General features: G+C 69.4%; 18 protein-coding genes and 1 pseudogene. 9 read left to right on the top strand and 10 right to left on the bottom strand.

Translation table 11 applies throughout. From position 1 onward, the window contains the following. Positions 1-82 precede the first annotated feature (82 nt). Positions 83-535 (top strand): DUF3331 domain-containing protein, encoded by a 453-nt coding sequence (locus LMA02_RS24550; protein WP_228907860.1) that lies wholly within the window; start codon positions 83-85, stop codon positions 533-535. A 23-nt stretch (positions 536-558) separates the two neighbouring features. Here LMA02_RS24550 and LMA02_RS24545 read toward each other — a convergent pair whose 3' ends face one another. Continuing rightward, complete coding sequence (locus LMA02_RS24545; RefSeq protein WP_228907859.1) at positions 559-1,758, bottom strand: GNAT family N-acetyltransferase; 1,200 nt, start codon at positions 1,756-1,758, stop codon at positions 559-561. A 186-nt stretch (positions 1,759-1,944) separates the two neighbouring features. Between LMA02_RS24545 and LMA02_RS24540 the strand changes: the two genes are divergently transcribed. Beyond that, positions 1,945-3,417 carry a PLP-dependent aminotransferase family protein gene (locus tag LMA02_RS24540; RefSeq protein WP_228907858.1) on the top strand — a complete coding sequence of 491 codons (1,473 nt, stop codon included), beginning with the start codon at positions 1,945-1,947 and terminating at the stop codon, positions 3,415-3,417. Positions 3,418-3,430: 13 nt separating this feature from the next. Here LMA02_RS24540 and LMA02_RS24535 read toward each other — a convergent pair. Beyond that, positions 3,431-3,541: pseudogene (locus LMA02_RS24535) on the bottom strand (transcriptional regulator); the annotation flags it as partial. A gap of 83 nt (positions 3,542-3,624) precedes the next feature. Next, positions 3,625-4,878 carry an MFS transporter gene (locus LMA02_RS24530; protein ID WP_228907857.1) on the bottom strand — a complete coding sequence of 418 codons (1,254 nt, stop codon included), beginning with the start codon at positions 4,876-4,878 and terminating at the stop codon, positions 3,625-3,627. A 148-nt stretch (positions 4,879-5,026) separates the two neighbouring features. Between LMA02_RS24530 and LMA02_RS24525 the strand changes: the two genes are divergently transcribed. The 4 genes from LMA02_RS24525 to LMA02_RS24510 all read left to right on the top strand — a co-directional run bounded on the left by LMA02_RS24525 (position 5,027) and on the right by LMA02_RS24510 (position 10,428). Then, entirely contained in the window at positions 5,027-5,902 is an 876-nt protein-coding gene (locus LMA02_RS24525; protein ID WP_228907856.1) for a LysR family transcriptional regulator, read from the top strand. 273 nt (positions 5,903-6,175) lie between these two features. Beyond that, positions 6,176-7,801, top strand: a complete 1,626-nt coding sequence (locus tag LMA02_RS24520; RefSeq protein WP_228910001.1) for a trypsin-like peptidase domain-containing protein — start codon at positions 6,176-6,178, stop codon at positions 7,799-7,801. Between the two features lie 220 nt (positions 7,802-8,021). Beyond that, on the top strand, positions 8,022-9,074 hold the full coding sequence (locus tag LMA02_RS24515; RefSeq protein WP_228907855.1) for an RNA-guided endonuclease InsQ/TnpB family protein: 1,053 nt from the start codon (positions 8,022-8,024) through the stop codon (positions 9,072-9,074). A gap of 142 nt (positions 9,075-9,216) precedes the next feature. Next, on the top strand, positions 9,217-10,428 hold the full coding sequence (locus LMA02_RS24510; RefSeq protein WP_228907854.1) for an MFS transporter: 1,212 nt from the start codon (positions 9,217-9,219) through the stop codon (positions 10,426-10,428). A 118-nt stretch (positions 10,429-10,546) separates the two neighbouring features. Here the strand turns inward: LMA02_RS24510 and LMA02_RS24505 are convergent, their stop codons facing one another. The 7 genes from LMA02_RS24505 to cobA all read right to left on the bottom strand — a co-directional run bounded on the left by LMA02_RS24505 (position 10,547) and on the right by cobA (position 16,588). Beyond that, positions 10,547-11,245 (bottom strand): fumarylacetoacetate hydrolase family protein, encoded by a 699-nt coding sequence (locus tag LMA02_RS24505; RefSeq protein WP_228907853.1) that lies wholly within the window; start codon positions 11,243-11,245, stop codon positions 10,547-10,549. Between the two features lie 129 nt (positions 11,246-11,374). Beyond that, positions 11,375-12,316 carry a helix-turn-helix transcriptional regulator gene (locus LMA02_RS24500; RefSeq protein WP_228907852.1) on the bottom strand — a complete coding sequence of 314 codons (942 nt, stop codon included), beginning with the start codon at positions 12,314-12,316 and terminating at the stop codon, positions 11,375-11,377. Between the two features lie 105 nt (positions 12,317-12,421). Beyond that, entirely contained in the window at positions 12,422-13,210 is a 789-nt protein-coding gene (locus tag LMA02_RS24495; protein ID WP_228907851.1) for a YkgJ family cysteine cluster protein, read from the bottom strand. Positions 13,211-13,242: 32 nt separating this feature from the next. Then, positions 13,243-13,842, bottom strand: a complete 600-nt coding sequence (locus tag LMA02_RS24490; protein WP_228907850.1) for a uracil-DNA glycosylase family protein — start codon at positions 13,840-13,842, stop codon at positions 13,243-13,245. Between the two features lie 164 nt (positions 13,843-14,006). Continuing rightward, positions 14,007-15,050, bottom strand: a complete 1,044-nt coding sequence (locus LMA02_RS24485) for a CmpA/NrtA family ABC transporter substrate-binding protein (RefSeq protein ID WP_228907849.1) — start codon at positions 15,048-15,050, stop codon at positions 14,007-14,009. Positions 15,051-15,055: 5 nt separating this feature from the next. Further along, positions 15,056-15,652, bottom strand: coding sequence for an ANTAR domain-containing response regulator (locus tag LMA02_RS24480; RefSeq protein ID WP_228907848.1), 597 nt, complete (start codon positions 15,650-15,652; stop codon positions 15,056-15,058). Between the two features lie 165 nt (positions 15,653-15,817). Next, positions 15,818-16,588, bottom strand: coding sequence for a uroporphyrinogen-III C-methyltransferase (cobA, locus tag LMA02_RS24475; protein ID WP_228907847.1), 771 nt, complete (start codon positions 16,586-16,588; stop codon positions 15,818-15,820). A gap of 678 nt (positions 16,589-17,266) precedes the next feature. On the opposite strand from cobA, the gene LMA02_RS24470 reads away from it, so the two are divergent. From LMA02_RS24470 to nirD, 3 genes are read left to right on the top strand one after another with little or no spacing between them, the layout of a single operon-like run. Then, positions 17,267-18,592, top strand: a complete 1,326-nt coding sequence (locus LMA02_RS24470; protein ID WP_228907846.1) for an MFS transporter — start codon at positions 17,267-17,269, stop codon at positions 18,590-18,592. Between the two features lie 21 nt (positions 18,593-18,613). Then, positions 18,614-21,205 (top strand): nitrite reductase large subunit NirB, encoded by a 2,592-nt coding sequence (nirB, locus tag LMA02_RS24465; protein ID WP_228907845.1) that lies wholly within the window; start codon positions 18,614-18,616, stop codon positions 21,203-21,205. 38 nt (positions 21,206-21,243) lie between these two features. Then, the gene (gene nirD, locus LMA02_RS24460; protein ID WP_228907844.1) at positions 21,244-21,591 is read left to right on the top strand and encodes a nitrite reductase small subunit NirD; all 348 of its coding nucleotides are present in this window, start codon (positions 21,244-21,246) and stop codon (positions 21,589-21,591) included. The last annotated feature ends 13 nt before the right edge of the window (positions 21,592-21,604 follow it).

Below are 21,604 nucleotides of genomic sequence, written 5' to 3'. Positions count from 1 at the left end.
GTTAACTTCAATTTGTATCATCTGCGGCAGCCCGATCGCGCGGAGCGCGGCCCGTTTCAATCTTCCCGGAATGTCGTCAAGCATGCCGAACTTCATCGAAAGCCTGATCTGCGAATACGTGTCGTATCACATGCTGCTAGCCGACGAGCGGGACGTCATGCCGTCGGCGAACGACGATCGCGCATCGGTTCCGGAGCCTGTCGCGCCTGGCGTTTCACCGTTGCGGCCGCAACTGTTCGTCACGGTCCTGGAGGCCGGCGACAACGGCTTGCTGGTGCGCTGGAGCGAAAGCGGGCGCTGCCATTACGGCGAGCAACGCTGGCGCTTGCGCGTCGCATCGCAGGCGGGCCGCTGCGCGATCTCGGGGCAGCCGATCGAGCCGGGCGAGCCGGTGTACCGGCCGGTGCGGCGGCCGGTACCCGTCAACGGCGACGAGATGATCCGCCCCGCGTCGGTGCCGGGCGCGGCCGGCGGCGAGTGTCACGTTGCGCCGGCCTGCGGCGAGGCGGCGGATCCGGTCGACGTCCTCGGCTGAACGCGGCCGGATGCGCCTGCGCGTTACTTGAGATCCTTCCGGTACTGGATGAACCCCGCGTTGTTCGCGAGCTTGTCGTACAGCGCCCGGGCGGCCGTATTGGTTTCGTGCGTGAGCCAGTACACGCGGCTCGCACCGGCTTCGCGGGCCCGCTCGTACACGGCCTCGATCAGCGCGCCGCCGGCGCCTTGCCCGCGCGCGTCGGCCGCCGTGAACAGGTCCTGCAGGTAGCAGTACGGCCCTTCGGTCCAGCACGAGCGGTGGTAGATCGCGTGCACGATGCCGACCAGCGCACCCGACGCGTCGAATGCGCCGAGCACGAACATCGGTTCGGCGGGATCCATCAGGCGTGCCCACGTCGTCGCGAACACGGCGTCGCTCAGCGCGGTCTCGTAGAACTTCTGATAACCCTGCCACAGCGGGCGCCACGCGGCTTCGTCGGCGGCGACGAGCGGCCGGACCGTGACGCGCGTCGCGTCGTTCGCACGGCCGGCCGCGTCGCGGGCACGCGCCTGCGCGTGGCGGATCGCGACGAGCGACTCGCGCTGCGCGCCCTCGGCGTCGAAGTTCTCCGGCGCGAGCCAGGCTTCGAACGCGGCGCGCACGGCCGGCCATTCGCCGTCGACGATCGAGAACCAGGCGGTGTCGCGATTGCGTCCCTTGTAGATGATCGCCTGCCGGAACGTGCCTTCGTAACGGAAGCCGAGCCGGGCGGCGGCCTTGCGCGACGGCTCGTTCAGGTCGTCGCACTTCCATTCGTAGCGCCGGTAGCCGAGCGTGTCGAACGCGTACTGCATCAGCAGGTACTGCGCTTCGGTCGAAATCGGCGTGCGTTTGAGCAGCGGCGAGAACGTGACGGAGCCGACCTCGATCACGCCGTTGGCCGGATCGATGCGCATCAGCGCGAGCGTACCGACCGCGCGGTTCGTCGCGCGGTCGATCACCGTGTAGTGCAGCGGATCGGCGCTCGCCGCCGCGCCGCGCGCGTAGTCGCGGTAGCTCGACTCGTCGGCGTACGGACCGTGCGCGAGATAGGTCCAGTCGGCGCCGTCCGGCGCCTGCGCGTACGCGGCGTACAGGTCGGCGGCATGGCGGTCGACGTCGAGCGGTTCGAGGCGGCAGTAGCGGCCCTCGAGCACGATGCGCTCCGGGCGCGAGCGCGCGGACCAGTCGGGAACGGGGCGGCCGATCGGCTGCTGGAAGTCGTTGGTGAGCGTGGACAAGGTCGATCTCGCTTCGGTTGGCGGCCGGCGACATGCCGGCATGCAGACGATCGTAGTCCCGGCGAGGTACCATGAGAAGCGCCAGACAATGACAAATTTATGGTGCCACGGGGGGCAACGACGGTGCCGTGATTGCGCCATCGATTGCCGCGCCATGCACCGAGACCTCCACGCCGCCATTCCCTGATGACGACCGACCTTCCTTCCAGCACCGCGCCGCTATTGCCGCTCGACGCGCCGCTCGCGCGCACGGCCGGTGCGCCTTCCTTGCAGCGGCAATTGCTGCGCCGCGTGCGCGACGCGATTCTCGGTGGCGCGATGCCGGCCGGCACGCGGCTGCCCGGCACGCGCGCGCTGGCCGAGACGCTCGGCGTGTCGCGCAACACGACGGCGGCCGTCTACGAGCAGCTCGTTGCCGAAGGCTTCCTGCAATCCGATCGTCGCGGCACGCGCGTGGTGGGCCTGTCGCGGCCGGCGGCGCCGCGTCGGCGGGCCGCGCCGCCGGTCGTCGCGCAACGGCTCGGCCGGATGCGTCCGAGCCTGATCGGCACCGGCGAGTCGGACGCCTTTCGGCCGGGCGTGCCCGCGCTGTCGCATTTCCCGATCGATGCGTGGCGGCACGCGATCGACCGCGCGCTGCGCCGCGCCGGCCGCGACCTGCTCGCGTACGGCGACCCGCTCGGCGAGCGCGCACTGCGCGAGTCGATCGCGCGCCACCTGGCCGTGACGCGGGGCGTGCGCTGCGATCCCGAGCAGATCGTGATCACCGAAGGCGCACAGGGCGCGATCGCGCTGTGCGCGCAGCTGCTGACGAATCCCGGCGATACGGTCTGGGTCGAGGAGCCCGGTTATCGCGGCGCGCGCACCGCCATGCAGGCGGCCGATCTCGACGTCGTGCCGATGCCGGTCGACGCGGAGGGGCTGCGCGCGGAAGACGCGGACTGGCGCGAACGGACGCCGCGGCTCGTCTATACGACGCCGTCGAACCAGTTTCCGACCGGCGCGGTGTTGTCGATCTCGCGCCGGCTCGCGCTGATCGACGCCGCGCGCCGGCATCGCGCGTGGATCATCGAGGACGACTACGACAGCGAGTTTCGTCACACCGGCGAGCCGATCGGCGCGTTGCAGGGGCTCGCGGCCGATTCGCCGGTCGTCTATCTCGGCTCGTTCAGCAAGACGATGTTTCCGGCGCTGCGGATCGGCTTTCTGGTGCTGCCCGACGCGCTGCTGGCCGCGGTGCGGCCGGCGCTGCCGGAGATGCTGCGCGGCGGGACGCGCCACGTGCAGCTCGCGCTCGCCGATTTCATCGAGTCGGGGGAGTACGGGCGGCATCTCGGGCGGATGCGCCGGCTGTATCGCGACCGGCGACGCGCGCTGCTCGCCGCGCTGGACGATGCATTCACCGCGCCGCATCAGGTCGAAGGCGGGCCGTGCGGGCTGCATCTGGCGCTGCGGCTGCCGGCGCGCTATCGCGACCGTGCGATCGTCGAAGCGGCGCGCGAGCATGGCATCGGGCCGTTTCCACTGTCGGGGTTTTCGCTCCACGCGACGTCGGCGGCCAACGGGCTCGTGCTCGGCTTCGGCAATACGTCGGCCGATGCGTTCGCGCCGATGCTGCGGACCTTGTCGGCGATCGCGCATCGGGTCGCGGGGGATTGAACGACTGCGGCGCGAGCAGCGGGTGGTCGGTCGGCACAACGGCCGCGTGATGCCACTGGAAGCAGGGTAGCGACGCGAGTTCCTGGTAGTCGGCGATCGCCTCGGTCGCGATCGCGAGAGGGTGGGGATCTCCGAACAGCAGATCGCGGCGTCGAGCAGCAAGTGGCCTGCGGGCGGTGTGCCGGCCTGTGCGTGACGTGCCGCCGCTTACCGCACGCGTTCCGCGCGAATGATCCGGCGCGCGGCCACCAGGCTCAATGCGAGCAATACCGCGACATACGCGACCACCGCACCCCACGCGCCGTGCTGCCAGAACGTGCCGCCGGCCGAGCCCAGCACGCTCGACCCGAGGTAATAGGCCAGCAGATACAGCGACGCGGCGTGCCCCTTCGCCGATCCGGCAAGGTGCCCGACCCAGCCGCTCGCGACCGCATGGGCGACGAAGAAGCCGATCGTGATCAGCACGATCCCGACGATGATCGCGACGAGCGAATGCGACAGCGTCAGCGCGAGGCCGGCCGCGAACACGAGAATGCCGCTGACGAGGACGGGCGCGCGCCCGAGACGATCGGCGAGGGCGCCCGCGCTCGACGAGGACACCATCCCGAACAGGTAGGCGCCGAAGATCAGCCCGCAGGCGGTCGCGCTCAGGTTGAACGGCGCGGCCGTCAGCCGGAACCCGGCGTAGTTGTACACCGTCACGAACGAGCCCATCACGAGAAAGCCGATCGCGAACACGAACGGCAGCCGCGCGTGATGCAGTTGCGCGTTCCATAGCCGCAGGTGATGGCGCAGCGTCAGGTCGGTTCGCTTCATGAAGCGCCGCGATTGCGGCAGCAGCATCACGAACGCGATCGCCGCGACGAGGTCGACGACGCCGATCGTCAGCATCGCGGTGCGCCACGAGAAGTACTCTTCGAGCGCGCTCATCCCGATCCGTCCGACCATGCCGCCGAACGCGGTGCCGCCGACATAGAGCCCCATCGACAGCCCGAGCCCGTCGGGCGCGATTTCCTCGGCGAGATAGGCCATCGCCACCGCCGGGACGCCGCCGAGCGCGAAACCCTCGAGCGCGCGCCAGATCAGCAGCAGGTTCCAGTTCGGCGAAATCGCCGCCAGCACGTTGAACAGCGCGGCCAGCGTCATCGACGCGAACATCAGCCCGCGCCGCCCGACGCGTTCGGACAGCGCGCCGGCGCACAGGATGGAGACCGCCAGCATCCCGGTCGACAGCGACAGGGACAGCGAGCTCGACGCCGCGCCGAGATGGAATTCGCGCGCGAACGCGGGCAGCAACGGCTGGACGCAGTACAGCAGCGAGAAGGTGGAAAAGCCGGCCAGGAAGAGCGCCAGCGCGATGCGCTTGTAGGCCGCCGAGCGCGGCGACACGCCCGCGGGCAGCGCATCCGGCGTGGCGTTCGGGATGCGGGTCGCGGCGGGCGGAATCGCAGGAGAAGACATGGTTTGCACCCGATTGGCTAGGGAATACCCCGAATTCTTGCGCACGCTCACACATATGTCCAATATATGAAAGAAACCGTAGCGATACGTTTTACGACTGACCTGGAGGCGTCGTCGCGCTTCCATCCACCCCGGGATCACATCGCGCATGGAACTTCGGCATCTCCGATATTTTCTGGCCGTGGCTGCCACGTCGAACTTCACGAAGGCCGCGGAAACGCTCGGCATGGGGCAGCCGCCGCTGAGCCAGCAGATCAAGGCGCTCGAGAGCGAACTCGGCGTGGAACTGTTCAAGCGGACCGCACGCGGCGCTGAACTGACCGTTGCCGGCGAGGTGTTCGCGGAAGAGGCGCGGCGCGTGCTCGACGACGCCGAGCGCGCGGCACGGGCGGCAAAGCGGGCCGCGCGCGGGGAAATCGGGCAGCTTCGCGTCGGTTTTACCGGGACGGCGGCGTTCAATTCGAAAGTGGCCGACCTGCTTCGCCGCTTTCGCGAAGCGTTTCCGGACACGGAGCTGACGTTGCAGGAGGCGACCTCCGGCGTGCTGCTCGAGGCGCTGGAGGCCGGGCGGCTCGATGTCGCGATCGTGCGTCCCGAGCGGCGTATCGCCGATACGTTGCTGGCAGCGGACTGGGACGAGGAGCCGATGTTCGTCGCGTTGCCGGTCGGGCATCGGCTCGCGCAGCGGCGTCGGATCGATCTGGCGGAGCTGGCCGACGAGGCGTTCGTGCAAGTGCCGCGCGAAGCCGGCAGCGCGCTGTTCGACGACATCGTCGCCGCGTGCAATGCCGCCGGGTTTCAACCGCGCATGGCGCAGCCCGCGCCGCAGATCACGTCGGCGGTGACGCTCGTCGCGGCCGGGCTAGGCGTGTCGATCGTGCCGAAGGCGATTACGCAGGTGCAGGTCGCGGGCGTCGTGTATCGGCTCGTCGCGGGCAATGGGTTGCGCGCGAGGCTGGCGATCGCGTCGCGACGCGACGATCCGTCGGCGGTGGTGCGCAATTTTCTGGCGCTTGCCTGGTAGCGCGGGACGGTGGTGCGCGACGGCGGTGCGCGACCTATCGCGGCCACGCGCATCGCATGCAATTTGCGGTGAATATTCTGATTGACGAACCGCGAAACTTGCCCGGAACGAACGCTGTCGCGGTTTTGCCGCCATTCGACCGCTCGGCATTCGGGTTTCGAATCGTGTATCGCCGAGGCGGCGTGGACTATAAATGGATGCGTGTACCGGCGCCTGCCGGGCGTCCGCGTGTCTCGCGCGGGACGTCGCCGCGACTGCCGGGGGAGGTGCACCGTGGTTCGCCAGACGCTTGCTCGCGCCGTGCTTCGCACCGCGTTGATCGGGGGCGTATTCGCCGGCATTTTGTCGTCGTCGCCGCCAACCCGTGCCGGGACCGTCGCGACGCCCGCCACACCGCCTGTCATGAAAAGCAGGCCCGCCACACGGGCTTACTCGACGCCGGTCGACTTCCCGGCGATCGTCGATCGCTACGGCCCGGCGGTAGTGACCATCATGACCACCGGCCCCGACCAGCAGCCCGGCGGGCCGTCCTTCGCGATTCTCGAACCCGACGATCCGCTCGCCGGGTTCTTCCGCCGCGGCGCGCCGCCGCCGCCGCCGCCACCACCCATGTCCGGGCAAGGCCCGCAGGCGCCATTGCCCGATACGTCGCCGCGCGCGATCGCGGGCAGCGGCTCGGGCTTCATCGTCAGTGCCGACGGGCTGATCCTGACGTCCGCGCATGTCGTCGCCGACGCGACCGACGTCACGGTGCGACTGGCCGATCGTCGTGACCTGAAGGCGACGGTGCTGGCCGTCGATCCGCAGAGCGACGTCGCGGTGCTGCGCGTCGACGCGACGAAGCTGCCGGTCGTGCGCATCGGCGATTCGGCTCGGGTGCGCGCAGGCGAACCGGTGATGACGATCGACGCGCCGGACGGCTCGGGCAATACGGTCACGGCCGGCATCGTCAGCGCGACGTCGCATCCGCTGCCGGACGGCACCGCGTTTCCGTTCTTCCAGACCGACATCGCGGTGAATCCCGACAACTCGGGCGGCCCCGTGTTCAACCGCGCGGGCGAGGTGATCGGCATCGCGGTGCAGGTGTATACCGGCGCCGACCGCTACGCGAGCACGACGTTCGCGATTCCGATCGCGTTCGCCATGAAGGTGCGTGCGCAAGCACAGGCGCAGATGCGGACCAACGCGCAGGCGCAGCGCGCGTCGTCGGGCAACGCGCTGGGCGTCGACGTTCAGGATGTGGGCGCCGGGTTGGCCGCCGCGTTCGGGCTGCCGCGTCCGGTCGGCGCGCTCGTCAACGGCGTCGATCCCGGCTCGCCGGCCGCCGCGGCCGGCGTGAAGCCCGGCGACGTGATCGTGCAGTTCGGCGACAAGCCGATCGGCCAGTCTGCCGAGCTGAACGACCTGGCCGCCGCGTTGCCGCCTGGCGGGAAGGCACCGCTGCGGCTGATCCGCAACCGCACGTCGATGCGGCTGACGGTCACGGGAGCGGCGGCCGGTGACGCGATCGACAACGCGGCTTACAACGCGACCTATAACGCGACCTATAACGCGCCCGCGACGGGCAGCGCAGGCACGGTAGGTGCTGCCGGCGCCGCCGGCGTGGCGATGGCCGCCGCACGGCCGGCTGATGGTGGCGATCGGCTCGGGCTGACGATGCATCCGCTGAGCGATGCCGAACGGCGTTCGACCGGGCTCGCGGTCGGGATGATGGTGGATGCGGTGCACGGGCCGGCCGCGCGCGCGGGCATCCGGCCGGGCGACGTCGTGCTGGAACTCAACGACACGCTGCTCGAAACGCCGGAAGACGTGCCGGCGCTCGAAGCGAGCGGCGGCGTGATCGCCGTGCTGATCCAGCGCGAGAACGCGCGCAAGTTCGTGTCCGTGCGGGCGCGGTAGGGCGTTGACGGGAGCGGCGGCGTGCGCCTACCATCGTCCGACATCGCTGCCCATGATTCGGGCATTCAGGAGCCATCCGGCATGAAAGCGGCAAACTTCATCAGAATTTGCTCCGAGAAACCCCGCCATTTCCCCCAAGGGGACTTCCTTCGGGGCGGATGGCGGGAAGGAAAGGAGTGCTGTTGACAGGCAGCTTCTTGCACGGGTTAGGATCACCTGCATGATTCTTGTCTACCGCTACCGCGTGAAGTCGCTCAACGGACTGCTCAACAAGCAGAGCCGTGCGGTGAACTACGTCTGGAACTTCTGCAATGACACGCAGAAGCACACGCTCAAGTGGAGCAAGAAGTGGCCGACGGGATTCGATCTGAACGTGCTGACGACGGGGAGCAGCAAGGCGCTCGGCATCCACTCCGGCACGATCAACGCGACGTGCGAGCAATACGCGAAGTCGCGCAGTCAGCACCGTCGGCCCTACCTGCGCTATCGCGGCAGGAAGTCGCTTGGCTGGGTGCCGCTGAAGGGGCGTGACCTGAAGCGCGAAGGTGATGCGTTTCGCTTCGCCGGCAACACGTTTCGCGTGTTCAACAGCCGCCCGCTTCCCGAAGGCAAGATCAAGGACGGGACCAACTTTGCGCAGGATGCGCGTGGCAACTGGTTTCTCAACATTGTGATCGAGATGCCCGATGTTCAGGCCCGCCCGGTCCGTTCCGGTGTTGGCATCGATCTCGGCCTGAAAGACTTCGCCACACTTTCGACGGGCGAGAAGCTGCCCAATGACCGATTCGGCCGACGCGCGGCGGAGAAACTGGCGAAGGCTCAACGGGCGCGAAAGCACAAGCGGCATATCGCGAAGTTGCACGCCAAGGTCGCGAATGCCCGTGCCGATTTCCAGCATAAGCTCGCGCTCGATCTGGTGCGGCGTTTCGATTACCTCGCGGTCGGCAATGTGTCTGCCGTCAAACTTGCCAGAACCAGGATGGCGAAGAGCGTCTACGACGCGTCCTGGTCGTCCTTCCGAAACAAGCTCCGTTACAAAGCGATCGCGCACGGGGCCACGTTCGAGGAAGTGGACGAAAGCGGTTCTACCCAGTCCTGTTCGTCGTGCGGATCGAAAGACAGCACGACGCGGCCGAAAGGTATCGCGGGACTGAGAATGAGAGAGTGGGCCTGCAGTGACTGTGGTGTCGTGCATGATCGAGATACCAACGCTGCGATGAACATTCTCCGATGCGGACGTGCATCGCCAGGTGTGGGAATCACCTGCCTTTAGGCGGGTGAGGACGTCAACGTGGTAGTACGCAGGCGCAGGGTCCGGTAGCGGCACCGCGCCGGCACCCATGCGCCCCCGACTTGCTCGGGGGTTTTTTTTGCATCGCGCACGGCCACGCGGCGCGTGCGAGGAGGGCATCCGCTTGCAACCGAACCTGCCGATCGCTTCCGAACCGGCTTCGCCCCGACACGCGACGCTGATCCTGTTGTGCGCGTTCTCCGTGCTGCCGTTGAGCATGTTGCTGCCGTCGCTGCCTGCGATCGCGCGCGACCTGCGCGCCGACTACGGGCTCGTCGCGCTCGCGCTCGGCGGATACGCGGCGGTTGCCGCATCGCTCGAGTTCGTGATGGGGCCGTTGTCGGACCGGTTCGGGCGACGGCCGATCATGCTGGCGAGCCTCGGTGTCTTCACGCTCGGGTCGCTGGGCTGCGCGATGGCGACCGATATCCGCATGTTCCTCGCGTGCCGGCTGATGCAGGCGGCGATCACGTCGGTCTATCCGGTGTCGATGGCGACACTGCGTGACACCACCGGCGGCGAACGCGCGGCGAGCCGCATCGGCTACGCGGCGATGGCGGCCGCGTTCGCACCGATGATCGGCCCGACGCTCGGCGGCGCGCTCGATCAGACGGTCGGCTGGCGGTCGAGCTTCTGGCTGCTCGGCGCAGCGGGTATCGCGCTGCTCGGCTGGTGCGGGTTCGATCTCGCGGAGACCCATACGAAGCGCGCCACGACTCTTGCCCATCAGCTTCGCGCGTATCCGGCGCTGCTGCGTGCGCGCCGCTTCTGGGCGTATGCGCTTTGCATGGCATTTTCAACCGGCGCGTTCTACGCGTTCCTGGCCGGCGCGCCGCTCGCCGCGCAAGCGAAGTTCGGCATCCCGCCGGCGGAAGTTGGCTTGTACATGGGGACGATCACGGTCGGCTTCGTGTGCGGCAGCTTTCTGGCCGCGCGTCACGCGCATCGCTATCCGCTCGCCGCGACGATCCTGTGCGCACGCGTGGTCGCCTGCATGGGACCGGTGATCGGGCTCGCGCTGTTTTTTGGCGGTGCGACGCATGCGATCGCATGGTTCGGGCCGTGCGTGCTGATCGGCGTCGGCAACGGGCTGTCAAATCCCGGTGCGCATGCCGGCGCGATGTCGGTGCGGCCGGATCTGGCCGGTAGCGCATCGGGGCTGGTCGGGGCGATGACGATCGCGGGCGGAGCCGCGCTGTCGTCGCTGACGGGCGCGGTCCTGACCGTCGGCAACGCGGGTTATGCGCCTTTGGTCGTGATGCTGCTGGCCGCGGCAATCGCGTTGGCGGCCGCGGGGTGCATCCGAATCCTCGACGCACGCGAACAGGATGCGTGATCGACGGCAGGCATGAACGGCAGGCCGATCCGGCGCGATGGCTTCGCCGCCCGGATCGGCAGGGATCGACGCAACGGCCGTCGGATGGACGTCGCGTCGCGTGGGCCTGGATATCCCGTTACGGCTTCGCCCCCATCACGAACTCGAACGTCGCTACCCCATCGACGCCGCCCGTCACGCGATCGCCCGGCTGCAGCGCGCCGACGCCCGCCGGCGTGCCGGTGAAGATCAGGTCGCCGGCCTTCAGCTCGACCGAGCGCGACACGTACGCGATCACGTCCGGTACGGCCCAGATCATGTCGGCGAGATCGCCTTGCTGGCGCGTTTCGCCGTTCACCGCGAGCCAGATCCGCCCGCTTGCCGGATGGCCGGTGACGCTCGCCGAGCGCAGCGCGGTCACGGGGCCCGACGCGTCGAAGCCCTTCGCCCAGTCCCACGGCCGGCTCAGTTTCTTTGCCTCGGCCTGCAGGTCGCGGCGCGTGAGGTCGACGCCGACGCCATAGCCCCACACATGCGACAGCGCATCGGCCGGGTCGATCGACCGGCCGTCCTTGCCGATCGCGACGACCAGCTCGATTTCGTGATGCAGGTCGCTGGTCAGCGGCGGATACGGGACGGTGCCGCCGGCCGGGACGATCGCGTCGGCCGGCTTCGTGAAGAAGAACGGCGGTTCGCGGTCGGGATCGGCGCCCATTTCGCGCGCGTGATCGGCGTAGTTGCGGCCGACGCAGAACACGCGGCGCACCGGAAAGCGCGCGGACGACTGATCGACTTCGACGGAAGGACGCTCGGAAGCGTCGATGACGTATGCGGACATCGGATGGCCTCGTTCGATGGAAAGACGGATGCCGCCGCCCGCGCAGTGCGCCGCGGGCCGGCATGCATGGAACGATACCCGACGCGTGCGCGCCCGGATGCGACGCAACTGCGTTTTAACCGGACAAATCTACGCGTCGCCGGCCGCCGGCGCCGCGTCGGCGTCCGGCAACGCGGCGTTGGCGTCCCGGTACGCCTTCGGCGACACGCCGACCCGCGCGCGGAAGCGCCGCGCGAAATACCCTTCGTCGCGGAAGCCGACCGAGCGCGCGATGTCCGCGATGCGGCGGCTCGTATGCGCGAGCAGCGATTGTGCGAGCGCGATCCGGCGCTCGGTCACGAGATCGGTGAAGGTGCTGCCGGTTTCCTTGCGCACCAGATGCGCGAGGTAGTTCGGCGACAGGAACGCGGCCTCGGCGGTGGCCGCGAGCGTCAGGTCCTCGCGGGTCAGGTTCGCGCGCACGTGGCGCAGCACGCGCGCGAGTGCGTCGCGCCGGCCCGCGCGCTGGGCGCCGCGCTGCGCGAGCTTGTCGAGCGCGCCCGCATACTGCGTGCAGACGAGCCCGATCAACTGCAGCAGGTAGCCGCGCAGCAGCGTGGTCGAGCCGAACGTGCGCGCGCGGTCGGCGTCGAGCATGCACAGCGCTAGGCGGCGCGCCTCGTCGAACGCGTCGCCGGTCAGGATGAAGTCGAGATGTTCCTGGAAGCGGAATGGCGTCAGCTCGGGAAAGCGGTGCGCGGGAACGTCCTCGAGATCGAGCGGATCGACGTCGAGATCGGCGCGCAGGAACGCCTGGCTGAAGTTGATCACGATGAAGTGCGCGCCGTCCGGATGCGGAATCAGGTGCTCGCGGTGCGGCAGCACGAACGCGAGCGCGCCGCGCGGAAACGGCCGCGTGACGCCGCCGATCCGCTGCTCGGTGTCGCCGCCGAGGTTGAACTGGATCTGGAAATAGGCGTGACGGTGCGGCTCGGTGATCGCCTGGCGCGACGCCTGGTCGCGGATGTAGAAATCGAGCCGGTCGCTGCGTTCGGGCATCCCGTACAGGCGCGGCGGGGCGGTGGAGGGCATGAAGGATTCTGCTGTTCGTGACGCGGTTGAGCCGCGATGGTACAGCGAACCGCGCGCGGCCGGAATCCGCCGGTCGATTCACGCGCTCGGCTCGGCGACGGCGAATTACGTCGCCGGATGAAAGCCGAGGTAGCGGCAGCGGGTGCCGGCCTCGTCGTTTGCGAGCCGGCTGGATGCGCCGACCGAGCGGAGCGTGTCGGCAGTCGCGGCGCGATTCGTCAGCAGCGTCCACGCCGGAGTCGCGCGATCGTCGGCCATCGCCGCCGCCGTGTACGGATCGGCAAGCGCGTTCAGTTCGGACAGCAGCCTGTCGGCGGGCGGCGCATGAATCGCGAAGCCTTCGTTCGCGACGGCCGCGGCGTCGATGCCGAGCGCCGCGCACAGTCGCGCGCGCAGCGGCGCCTCCGCCGCGCTTGCTTCCCGCGAGCGCGCGATGTTCTCGCGCGTTTGCACATCGATGATCGTGCCGTGACGGGCGAGCGGCGCGTGCTGCCAGGCGTCGGGCGGGCACTGCTTGCCGTCCGGCATCAGCGGCACGAACGGATTGACCTCGGCCGGGTAGATCCGGCACACCAGCGGTCGTTCGTCGTAGATGCCGCAGCGCAGGTCGTCGCGCAGGTTCGGGCACGGCCCCGCATGCGACGCGGTGAGCATGGCGGTGACACGTATCGGCAGCGTGCCGCTGAGCGCGGGCGACGAACGTGCCCGCTTGTACGCGGCGAACGCGTCGTCGGCGGCCGGTTCGACGGGCCATGGCATGGCGTCGCACAGCAGCTCCACGTGGCCGCCGCGCCGCAGCCACGCAACGGCCTCGGCGATGGTCAGCGGGATGCGCAGGTCGTGGCAGCAGCGGCCGCAGCCGGTGCATGAAAAGTCGATGTCGTTCTGATTCATATCGATGGGAAGCGCGGTGCGAGCGGCTGCCGTCAGCCTGCCACCAGCGGCGCGACGCGCCGGCGCAACTCGGGCACGACCTCGGCGTCGAACCACGGATGATGTTTGAACCACGCCTGGTTGCGCGGCGACGGATGCGGCAGCGGCAGCACGTCGGGGCCGTAGTCGCGCCACGCCTGCACGGTGTCGGTCAGCGTCGCCTTGCGCGTGTCGCGCAGGAAATGCCGTTGCGCGTACTGGCCGATCAGCAGCGTCAGCCGGATCGACGGCAGTTCGGCGATCAGCCGGTCGATCCACAGTTGCGCGCATTCGGGGCGCGGCGGGTTGTCTCCGCTCGCGCCGCGGCCCGGGTAGCAGAAGCCCATCGGCACGATCGCGAAGCGCGTCTCGTCGTAGAAGGTGTCGGCGTCGACGCCCAGCCAGTCGCGCAGCCGCTTGCCGCTCGCATCGTCCCACGGGATCCCGCTCGCATGGACGCGGGCGCCGGGCGCCTGCCCGACGATCAGGATGCGCGCGTCGCGATGGGCGCGCACGACGGGACGCGGGCCGAGCGGCAGGTCGGCTTCGCAGGCGCGGCACGCGCGGATTTCAGTGAGCAGCACGTGGAGCGGCGTGCGCGTTCGTTTCGGCATCGATTCTGAACGGGGACGGAAGGGGCGGCGCGGATACCTGGGCGTCCGGGCGGCGCTGGGGCCTGGGCCGCCCGGCGCATCGCGTCAGGCGTTCCGCAGGGCGCCGGCATTGCCCGGTGCGTCGGTTCTGCGGCCCTGTGATGCCGGCATCCCGCGTATCGGGATCACGCGTCCGCTGAACCGCCTTCGGCGACCGCAGCATCATACAACGCCGTCTGCGCGATCGCCGCGGCGATCCCTGCGTCGTCGTGCGTGCCGTCGAGCATGCCCCAGCGCCGGTATTGCGACAGGAACCACTGGCCGTCGCGCGGATCCGGCCGGTTCACGGCGCCGCCGTCGTGGAAGCGGATCGGCAGCGGCGGCTGCGCGAACGGCCCCGCGCCGTAGTCGCCGAGCAGACGCGGCGCGATCAGCCGGGCCGGCACGCCGAGCGCGTCGGGCGACGCCAGCCAGCCGGCCGCCTCGCGGCGGTGCGCAGGATCGTCCAGCCACGCGCACGCATCGACGAGCGTGCGGATCAGCGCGCGCGCCGTGGCCGGATACAGCGCGACGAATTCGCGCCGGGCTGCGAGCACCTTCTCCGGATGATCGGGCCAGATCTCGCTCGTGACGGCGACGGTCCGGCCCGCGCCGCAGGCCTCGGCCACCGCGTGCCACGGCTCGCCCGCGCAGAAGCCGTCGAGCTCGCCGCTCGCGAGCGCCGCGACCATCTCGGGCGGCGGAATCACGACGCTGCGCACGTCGCGCAGCGGATCGACGCCGTGCGACGCGAGCCAATGATTCAGCCACATCGCATGCGTGCCGGTCGGGAAGGTCTGCGCGAGCAGCGGCTTGCGGCCGAGCGTCGCGAGCGCTGCGCGCACGTCGCCGCTTTCGCGATACGCGTCGGCGAGGCCGCGCGCGAACGTGATCGCCTGGCCGTTGCGGTTCAGCACCATCAGCGCGGCCATGTCGGTCTGCGGGCCGCCGATGCCGAGTTGCAGCCCGCATACGAGGCCGTACAGCGCGTGCGCGGCGTCGAGCTCGCCGGTCAGCAGCTTGTCGCGCACGGCGGCCCACGACGGCTGGCGGCTCAGTTCCAGCGTCAGGCCATGGCGTGCGCCGAGATTCAGCTGCTGCGCGACGATCAGCGGGGCCGCGTCGCTCAGCGCGACGAACCCGAGACGAAGATGCGCGCGTTCCGGCGCGGCGGGAGGCGAAGGTGTCATGGCATTCATGATTGGGATGACGCGTCGTGCAGTTGCCGCGCGACGTCGACGATGCGCAGCCCCTGATCCATCGCGCGTTTGCGCAGGAACGCATATGCATCGTGTTCGGACAGCTTGTGCTGGTCCATCAGCAGGCGCTTCGCGCGGTCGATCAGCTTGCGCTCGTCGAGTTCGCGCTCGACGTCGGCGAGCCGGCGGCGCAGCGCATCGTCGTGCGAGAAGCGCGCGAGCGCGACTTCGAGGATCGGCGCGAGACGCTCGGCCGACAGCCCTTCGACGAGATACGCGCTGACCCCCGCGCCGACCGCCGCGTGAATCAGCGCCTGATTGGCGTCGTGGCTGAACATCAGCACCGGGCGGGGCGCCGTTGCGTGCATCACGGCGAGTTGCTCGAGCGTGTCGCGCGACGGCGAATCGGTATCGATGATCACGACGTCGGGGTGCTGCTCCTCGACGGCGGCGGGCAGCCGCGCGGGCGTGGCGACGTCGTTGAGCATTTCGTAGCCGAGGCGCGCGAGCGCGTCACCGAGTTCGCCGATCGGCTTGTCGGTGTCGGTGACGAGCAGCACGCGCAGGCGGAGGGGAGGAACAGGCGTACTCATGAGGCGAACGGCGGCGGCGAAATCGTGGTGCGATGCGTGGATCGGGGGCGGCGGCCTCGTGCGGAAATCGGGCCGCCACAGCACCTGGCGGTCCGGCGGCCGGCGCAATCGGCACTGCTGTTTTCATGATAGGTGGGCGGTCGGTGCCGCGTGGCGTCGAACATGCTACGCGGCACGGGACAACGCCGTTTCGATCGCGGTGCCCGCATCCGGCACGCACTGCACGGCGGCTTCGCCGATCGCGCCGCCGATGAGCATCACGGCCGGGCTGCCGAGCCCCGCTGCCGCGACGCCGCGTGCGAGGCCGCCGAGCGTGCCGGTCCAGCGGCGCTCGTGCGGCGTGCCGGCCCATTGCACGGCGGCGGCCGGCGTCGACGCAGGCAAGGCGGCGAGCAGGCCGGCCGCGATGCTGTCGACGCGGCTCATCCCCATGTAGATCGCGAGCGTGGTGCCGGTGGCCGCGAGCGCGGCCCAATCGGGCTCGCCGTGGTCCTGGCGGTGCGCGGTGACGAACGTGACGCCCTGGCAGTGCTCGCGGTGCGTGAGCGAGATGCCGAGGCTCGCGGCGGCCGCGAATCCCGATGAGATGCCGTTGATGATGTCCACCGGAATCGCGGCGGCGCGCAGCGTCGCGAGTTCTTCGCCGGCGCGGCCGAACAGCAGCGCGTCGCCGCCCTTGACGCGCACGACGTGCGCGCCGCGCAGCGCGTAGCGGCGCATCAGCCGCTCGATGAACGCCTGCGGCGTGGAGCGGCAGCCGCCGCGCTTGCCGACGCGGATCACGCGCGCATGCGGCGCGAGTTCGACGATGCCGGGCGCGACGAGATCGTCGAGCAGCAGCACGTCGGCGGCTGCCAGCGCCTTCACGGCCTTCAGCGTGAGGAGATCGGGATCGCCGGGGCCGGCGCCCAGCAGCGTGACTTTGCCAGTCGTCATGTCGTGTTCCTGTACCGCGTGCGTGCGGCGGTCGAGAGCGTATCGGTGCGCGCGGTGGCGGCGGGCGGTCGAAGCGACCACGGCATCCGGCCGTGCCGCGCACGGGAGGGACGTCGTTGTCCGGGTCTGCTGTACCTGCCTGCGACGGCGCGCCCGCATTGCGGGGGGCCGCCCACCGGCTCCGTTGCCGGTGTGTGCCATGAATTCAGCAATATCCGGGCCAGCCTGCGCGAACGGTGCGGCGCGCACGTGCCGGCATGCGCCGCCCGATGGCTGCGTCGGTGCCGCACACGCATGCGGCCGAAGGGTCAGGGTGCACGCGATGACGCATCGGCGTGCATCACGCCCCGTCCGCGCGCACCGCGATGTCGCACGGCGACAGTGCTGCAGCGCACCACATCTGTGCCTCGATGCATTCCAACGAATCGCGCACGGCGCGCCGCAAAGAGGCGAGCGGCGGGCGGCGAGCGTTGTGCGGCGGGGCTCTCGGCGCGATTCGGGCCGACATGGCACGGCGCTTGCGTTAGCTGGTCCGGGCGAATCAACGGCGATTCGTCCGCAGTACCGATTACTGAACGCGCCCGGCAACGGGCTTCTTCATGGGCAACGGCGTCCTACGCATCGGATCTCTCGACGAGACCGGGTGCGCAGGACGCCGTTTTTCGTTTGGCGGATGACATGACCGACAAAGCTACCCGTATCGATCTCTTCTCGTTCCGCACCGCGCCGATGCGCGCCTTCCACATGACGTGGATGGCGTTCTTCGTGTGCTTCTTCGCATGGTTCGCGTGCGCGCCGCTGATGCCGCTGATCGCGCGTGAATTCCACCTCACCGCGGCGCAGGTCGCGAACATCAACATCGCCGCGGTGGCCGCGACGATCGCCGTGCGGCTGCTGGTCGGCCCGCTGTGCGACCGCTTCGGCCCGCGCCGCGTGTATGCCGGGCTGCTCGTGCTCGGCGCGATTCCCGTGTTCGCGGTGTCGTTCACGCACGATTACCTGTGGTTCCTGATCTGCCGCCTGGGCATCGGCGCGATCGGCGCGGGCTTCGTGATCACGCAGTACCACACGTCGGTGATGTTCGCGCCGAACGTGGTCGGCACCGCGAACGCGACGACGGCCGGCTGGGGCAACGCCGGTGCGGGCGCGACGCAGGCGATGATGCCGCTGCTCGTCGCGGCCGGCCTGATCCTCGGCTTCGGTGACAGCGCGTCGTGGCGCATCGCGCTGGTCGTGCCGGGCATCGCGATGCTCGTGATGGCATGGGCGTACTGGCGCTTCACGCAGGACTGCCCGCAAGGCGACTTCGTCGCGCTGCGCAAGCAGGGCGTGACGATCGACAGCGGCAAGAAGGGCGGCTGGGCGAGCTTCTTCACGGCGTGCGGCAACTATCGCGTGTGGATGCTGTTCGTCACCTACGGCGCGTGCTTCGGCGTGGAGGTGTTCATCCACAACATCGCCGCGCTGTACTACGTCGACCACTTCCACCTGTCGCTGAAGGATGCAGGCTTCGCGGTTGGCCTGTTCGGGATGCTCGCGCTGTTCGCCCGCGCGCTCGGCGGCTGGCTGTCGGACAAGATCGCCGCGCGCCGCAGCCTCGACGTGCGCGCGGCGCTGCTGTGCGCGCTGATCATCGGCGAAGGGCTCGGGCTGATCTGGTTCTCGCATGCGCAAGGCATCGGCATGGCGCTCGTCGCGATGCTGACCTTCGGCCTCTTCACGCACATGGCCTGCGGCGCGACCTATGCGCTCGTGCCGTTCATCGACCGCAAGGCGCTCGGCGGCGTCGCGGGGATCATCGGCGCGGGCGGCAACGTCGGCGCGGTGGCCGCGTCGTTCCTGCTGAAGGGCGTCGGCGACGTGCAGCACACGCTGAGCCTGCTCGGGCTCGCCGTCACCGCGACCGCATTGTGCGCGATGGCCGTGCGCTTCAGCGAAGAACACAAGGCGCGCGAGGCCGAGCTGCGCGATCGCGCGCTGGCCACCGCCCAAGCCGCGAACTGATCGACCGAGGGAAACGCCATCATGAAACTCATCGTCATCGGCCACGGGATGGTCGGCCACAAGCTCCTCGAATGCGTCGCGGCGCAAGCCGGCGCGGCGGATGCGCTGCAGGTCACGGTGCTCGGCGAGGAGCCGCGCCCGGCGTACGACCGCGTGCACCTGTCGGAATTCTTCGCGGGCAAGTCGGCGGACGACCTGTCGCTCGTCGAGCCCGGCTTCTTCGAACGGCATCCGCAGTTCGACCTGCGCTTGAACGCGTGCGTCGCGTCGATCGACCGCGCCGCGCACACGGTCACGCTCGCGTCGGGCGAGACGCTCGCGTACGACAAGCTGGTGCTCGCGACGGGCTCGCGTCCGTTCGTGCCGCCGATGCCGGGCCACGACCGCGCGGGCTGCTTCGTGTACCGGACGATCGAGGATCTCGAGGCGATGCAGGCGTGCGGCGCGCACGCGAAGCGTGGCGTGGTGGTCGGCGGCGGGCTGCTCGGCCTCGAATGCGCGAAGGCGCTGCGCGACATGGGGCTCGAGACGCACGTCGTCGAATTCGCGCCGCGGCTGATGGCCGTGCAGGTCGACGATGGCGGCGGCCGGATGCTGCGCGCGAAGATCGAGGCGCTCGGTGTGACCGTGCATACGGGCAAGAACACGCTCGAGATCGTCGACGGTGAAGCCGGTACGCACCGGATGGCGTTCGCCGACGGCTCGCATCTCGACGCCGACATGATCGTGTTCTCGGCCGGCATCCGCGCGCGCGACGAACTGGCACGCGCGTGCGGTCTGGAGATCGGCCCGCGCGGCGGCGTCGCGATCGACGACGCGTGCCGCACGAGCGACGCCGACATCTACGCGATCGGCGAATGCGCGGCCTGGAACGGGATGGTGTACGGCCTCGTCGCGCCGGGCTACGACATGGCGCGCGTGGTCGCGAAGCAGCTCGGCGGCGACGCCGACGAAGCGGCCTCGTTCGCCGGCGCCGACATGAGCACGAAGCTCAAGCTGATGGGCGTCGACGTCGCGAGCATCGGCGACGCGCACGGCACGACGGCCGGCAGCCGCACCTACCAGTACGCGGACGAGCGTCGCCAGGTCTACAAGAAGCTGGTGGTGTCGGATTGCGGCAAGTTCCTGCACGGCGCGGTGATGGTCGGCGACGCGGCGGAATACGGCACGCTGCTGCAGATGATGCTGAACCGCATCGAGCTGCCCGAGTCGCCGGAATTCCTGATCCTGCCGTCGTCGGACGGCGCGGCCAAGCCCGCGATCGGCGTGGATGCGCTGCCGGAAGGCGCGCAGATCTGCTCGTGCAACAACGTGTCGAAGTCGCAGATCTGCGCGGCGGTGGCCGACGGCGCGACGAGCCTCGGCGCACTGAAATCGTGCACGGGCGCGGGCACGTCGTGCGGCGGCTGCGTGCCGCTCGTCACGCAGATCATGAAGGCCGAGATGAAGAAGCAGGGCCTCGCGGTCAACAACCATCTGTGCGAGCACTTCGCGCATTCGCGCCAGGAGCTGTTCCACCTGATCCGCGTCGAGCGCATCACGACCTTCGGCGAACTGCTCGCGAAGCACGGTCGCGGGCTCGGCTGCGACGTGTGCAAGCCGGCCGTCGCGGGCATCCTCGCGTCGTGCTTCAACGAGTTCGTGCTGAAGAAGGAGCATGCGGGGCTGCAGGACTCGAACGACTACTACCTCGCGAACATCCAGCGCGACGGCACGTACTCGGTCGTGCCGCGCATGCCGGGCGGCGAGGTGACGCCGGAAGGGCTGATCGCGGTCGGCCAGGTCGCGCGCAAGTACGGCCTCTACACGAAGATCACGGGCGGCCAGCGCGTCGACCTGTTCGGCGCGCGCGTCGAGCAGTTGCCGTCGATCTGGGAAGAACTGATCGCCGCCGGCTTCGAATCGGGCCATGCGTACGGCAAGTCGGTGCGCACCGTGAAGTCGTGCGTCGGCTCGACGTGGTGCCGCTACGGCGTCGACGATTCGGTCGGCCTCGCGATCGACATCGAGAACCGCTACAAGGGCTTGCGCGCGCCGCACAAGATCAAGTTCGGCGTGTCGGGCTGCACGCGCGAGTGCGCGGAAGCGCAGGGCAAGGACATCGGGATCATCGCGACCGAGAAGGGCTGGAACCTGTACGTGTGCGGCAACGGCGGGATGAAGCCGCGCCACGCGGAACTGATCGCGTCCGACCTCGACCGTGCCACGCTGATCCGCTACATCGACCGCTTCCTGATGTTCTACGTGCGCACCGCCGACCGGCTGCAGCGCACCAGCGTGTGGCGCGACAACCTCGAAGGCGGGCTCGACTACCTGACCGACGTCGTCGTGCACGACAAGCTCGGCATCGCGGCCGAACTCGAGGCCGACATGCAGCACGTGGTCGACACCTACGAATGCGAATGGAAGAAGGCCGTCACCGATCCGGAAACGCGCAAGCGCTTCCGCCACTTCGTGAACAGCGACGCGCCCGACGCGACCATCGCATTCGTCGAGACGCGCGGCCAGATTCGTCCCGCGACGCCCGACGAGCGCGTCGGCGGCAGGCCCGTCCGGATTCCCGTCGTCGCCGAAGCGGCCACCGAATCCGCAACCGAATCGGCAACTGTTTGACCCTGACCGACACCCGCGTCTTTTCCAAGGAGCCCATCATGAACGATCGTCTTCCCCTGTCCTGGACCCGTGTGTGCCCGCTCGACGACATCGTGCCGAACACCGGCGTGTGCGCGCTCGTCAACGGCGAGCAGGTCGCGGTGTTTCACGTCGCGCACGCTGAAGCCGGCGGCGTGTTCGCGATCGACAACGTCGACCCGGTGTCGCAGGCGGCCGTGATGTCGCGCGGGCTGATCGGCAGCCTCGGCGAGCGCGTCGTGGTCGCGTCGCCGCTGTACAAGCAGCATTTCGACCTGCGTACCGGCGAATGCCTCGAATCGCCGGAGAAGTCGGTGAGCGCGTATCCGTCGCGGATCGAGGACGGTTTCGTGTGGATTGCCGCCTGAACGCGCCGGAGTA

This window comes from Burkholderia sp. B21-005, from assembly GCF_020843965.1.
In the GTDB taxonomy this organism is placed as follows: Bacteria; Pseudomonadota; Gammaproteobacteria; order Burkholderiales; family Burkholderiaceae; genus Burkholderia; species Burkholderia ambifaria.
This window is presented reverse-complemented; position numbering and strand designations above follow the sequence as displayed.

Excerpts from the sequence above, each read along its gene's own strand:
- LMA02_RS24530 (WP_228907857.1), bottom strand. The coding sequence starts at position 4,878 with ATGTCTTCTCCTGCGATTCCGCCCGCCGCGACCCGCATCCCGAACGCC.
- LMA02_RS24505 (WP_228907853.1), bottom strand. The coding sequence starts at position 11,245 with ATGTCCGCATACGTCATCGACGCTTCCGAGCGTCCTTCCGTCGAAGTC.
- LMA02_RS24470 (WP_228907846.1), top strand. The coding sequence starts at position 17,267 with ATGACCGACAAAGCTACCCGTATCGATCTCTTCTCGTTCCGCACCGCG.
- LMA02_RS24495 (WP_228907851.1), bottom strand. The coding sequence starts at position 13,210 with ATGAATCAGAACGACATCGACTTTTCATGCACCGGCTGCGGCCGCTGC.
- nirD (WP_228907844.1), top strand. The coding sequence starts at position 21,244 with ATGAACGATCGTCTTCCCCTGTCCTGGACCCGTGTGTGCCCGCTCGAC.
- LMA02_RS24515 (WP_228907855.1), top strand. The coding sequence starts at position 8,022 with ATGATTCTTGTCTACCGCTACCGCGTGAAGTCGCTCAACGGACTGCTC.
- LMA02_RS24540 (WP_228907858.1), top strand. The coding sequence starts at position 1,945 with ATGACGACCGACCTTCCTTCCAGCACCGCGCCGCTATTGCCGCTCGAC.
- cobA (WP_228907847.1), bottom strand. The coding sequence starts at position 16,588 with ATGACGACTGGCAAAGTCACGCTGCTGGGCGCCGGCCCCGGCGATCCC.
- LMA02_RS24500 (WP_228907852.1), bottom strand. The coding sequence starts at position 12,316 with ATGCCCTCCACCGCCCCGCCGCGCCTGTACGGGATGCCCGAACGCAGC.
- LMA02_RS24525 (WP_228907856.1), top strand. The coding sequence starts at position 5,027 with ATGGAACTTCGGCATCTCCGATATTTTCTGGCCGTGGCTGCCACGTCG.
- LMA02_RS24550 (WP_228907860.1), top strand. The coding sequence starts at position 83 with ATGCCGAACTTCATCGAAAGCCTGATCTGCGAATACGTGTCGTATCAC.
- LMA02_RS24480 (WP_228907848.1), bottom strand. The coding sequence starts at position 15,652 with ATGAGTACGCCTGTTCCTCCCCTCCGCCTGCGCGTGCTGCTCGTCACC.
- nirB (WP_228907845.1), top strand. The coding sequence starts at position 18,614 with ATGAAACTCATCGTCATCGGCCACGGGATGGTCGGCCACAAGCTCCTC.
- LMA02_RS24485 (WP_228907849.1), bottom strand. The coding sequence starts at position 15,050 with ATGACACCTTCGCCTCCCGCCGCGCCGGAACGCGCGCATCTTCGTCTC.
- LMA02_RS24490 (WP_228907850.1), bottom strand. The coding sequence starts at position 13,842 with ATGCCGAAACGAACGCGCACGCCGCTCCACGTGCTGCTCACTGAAATC.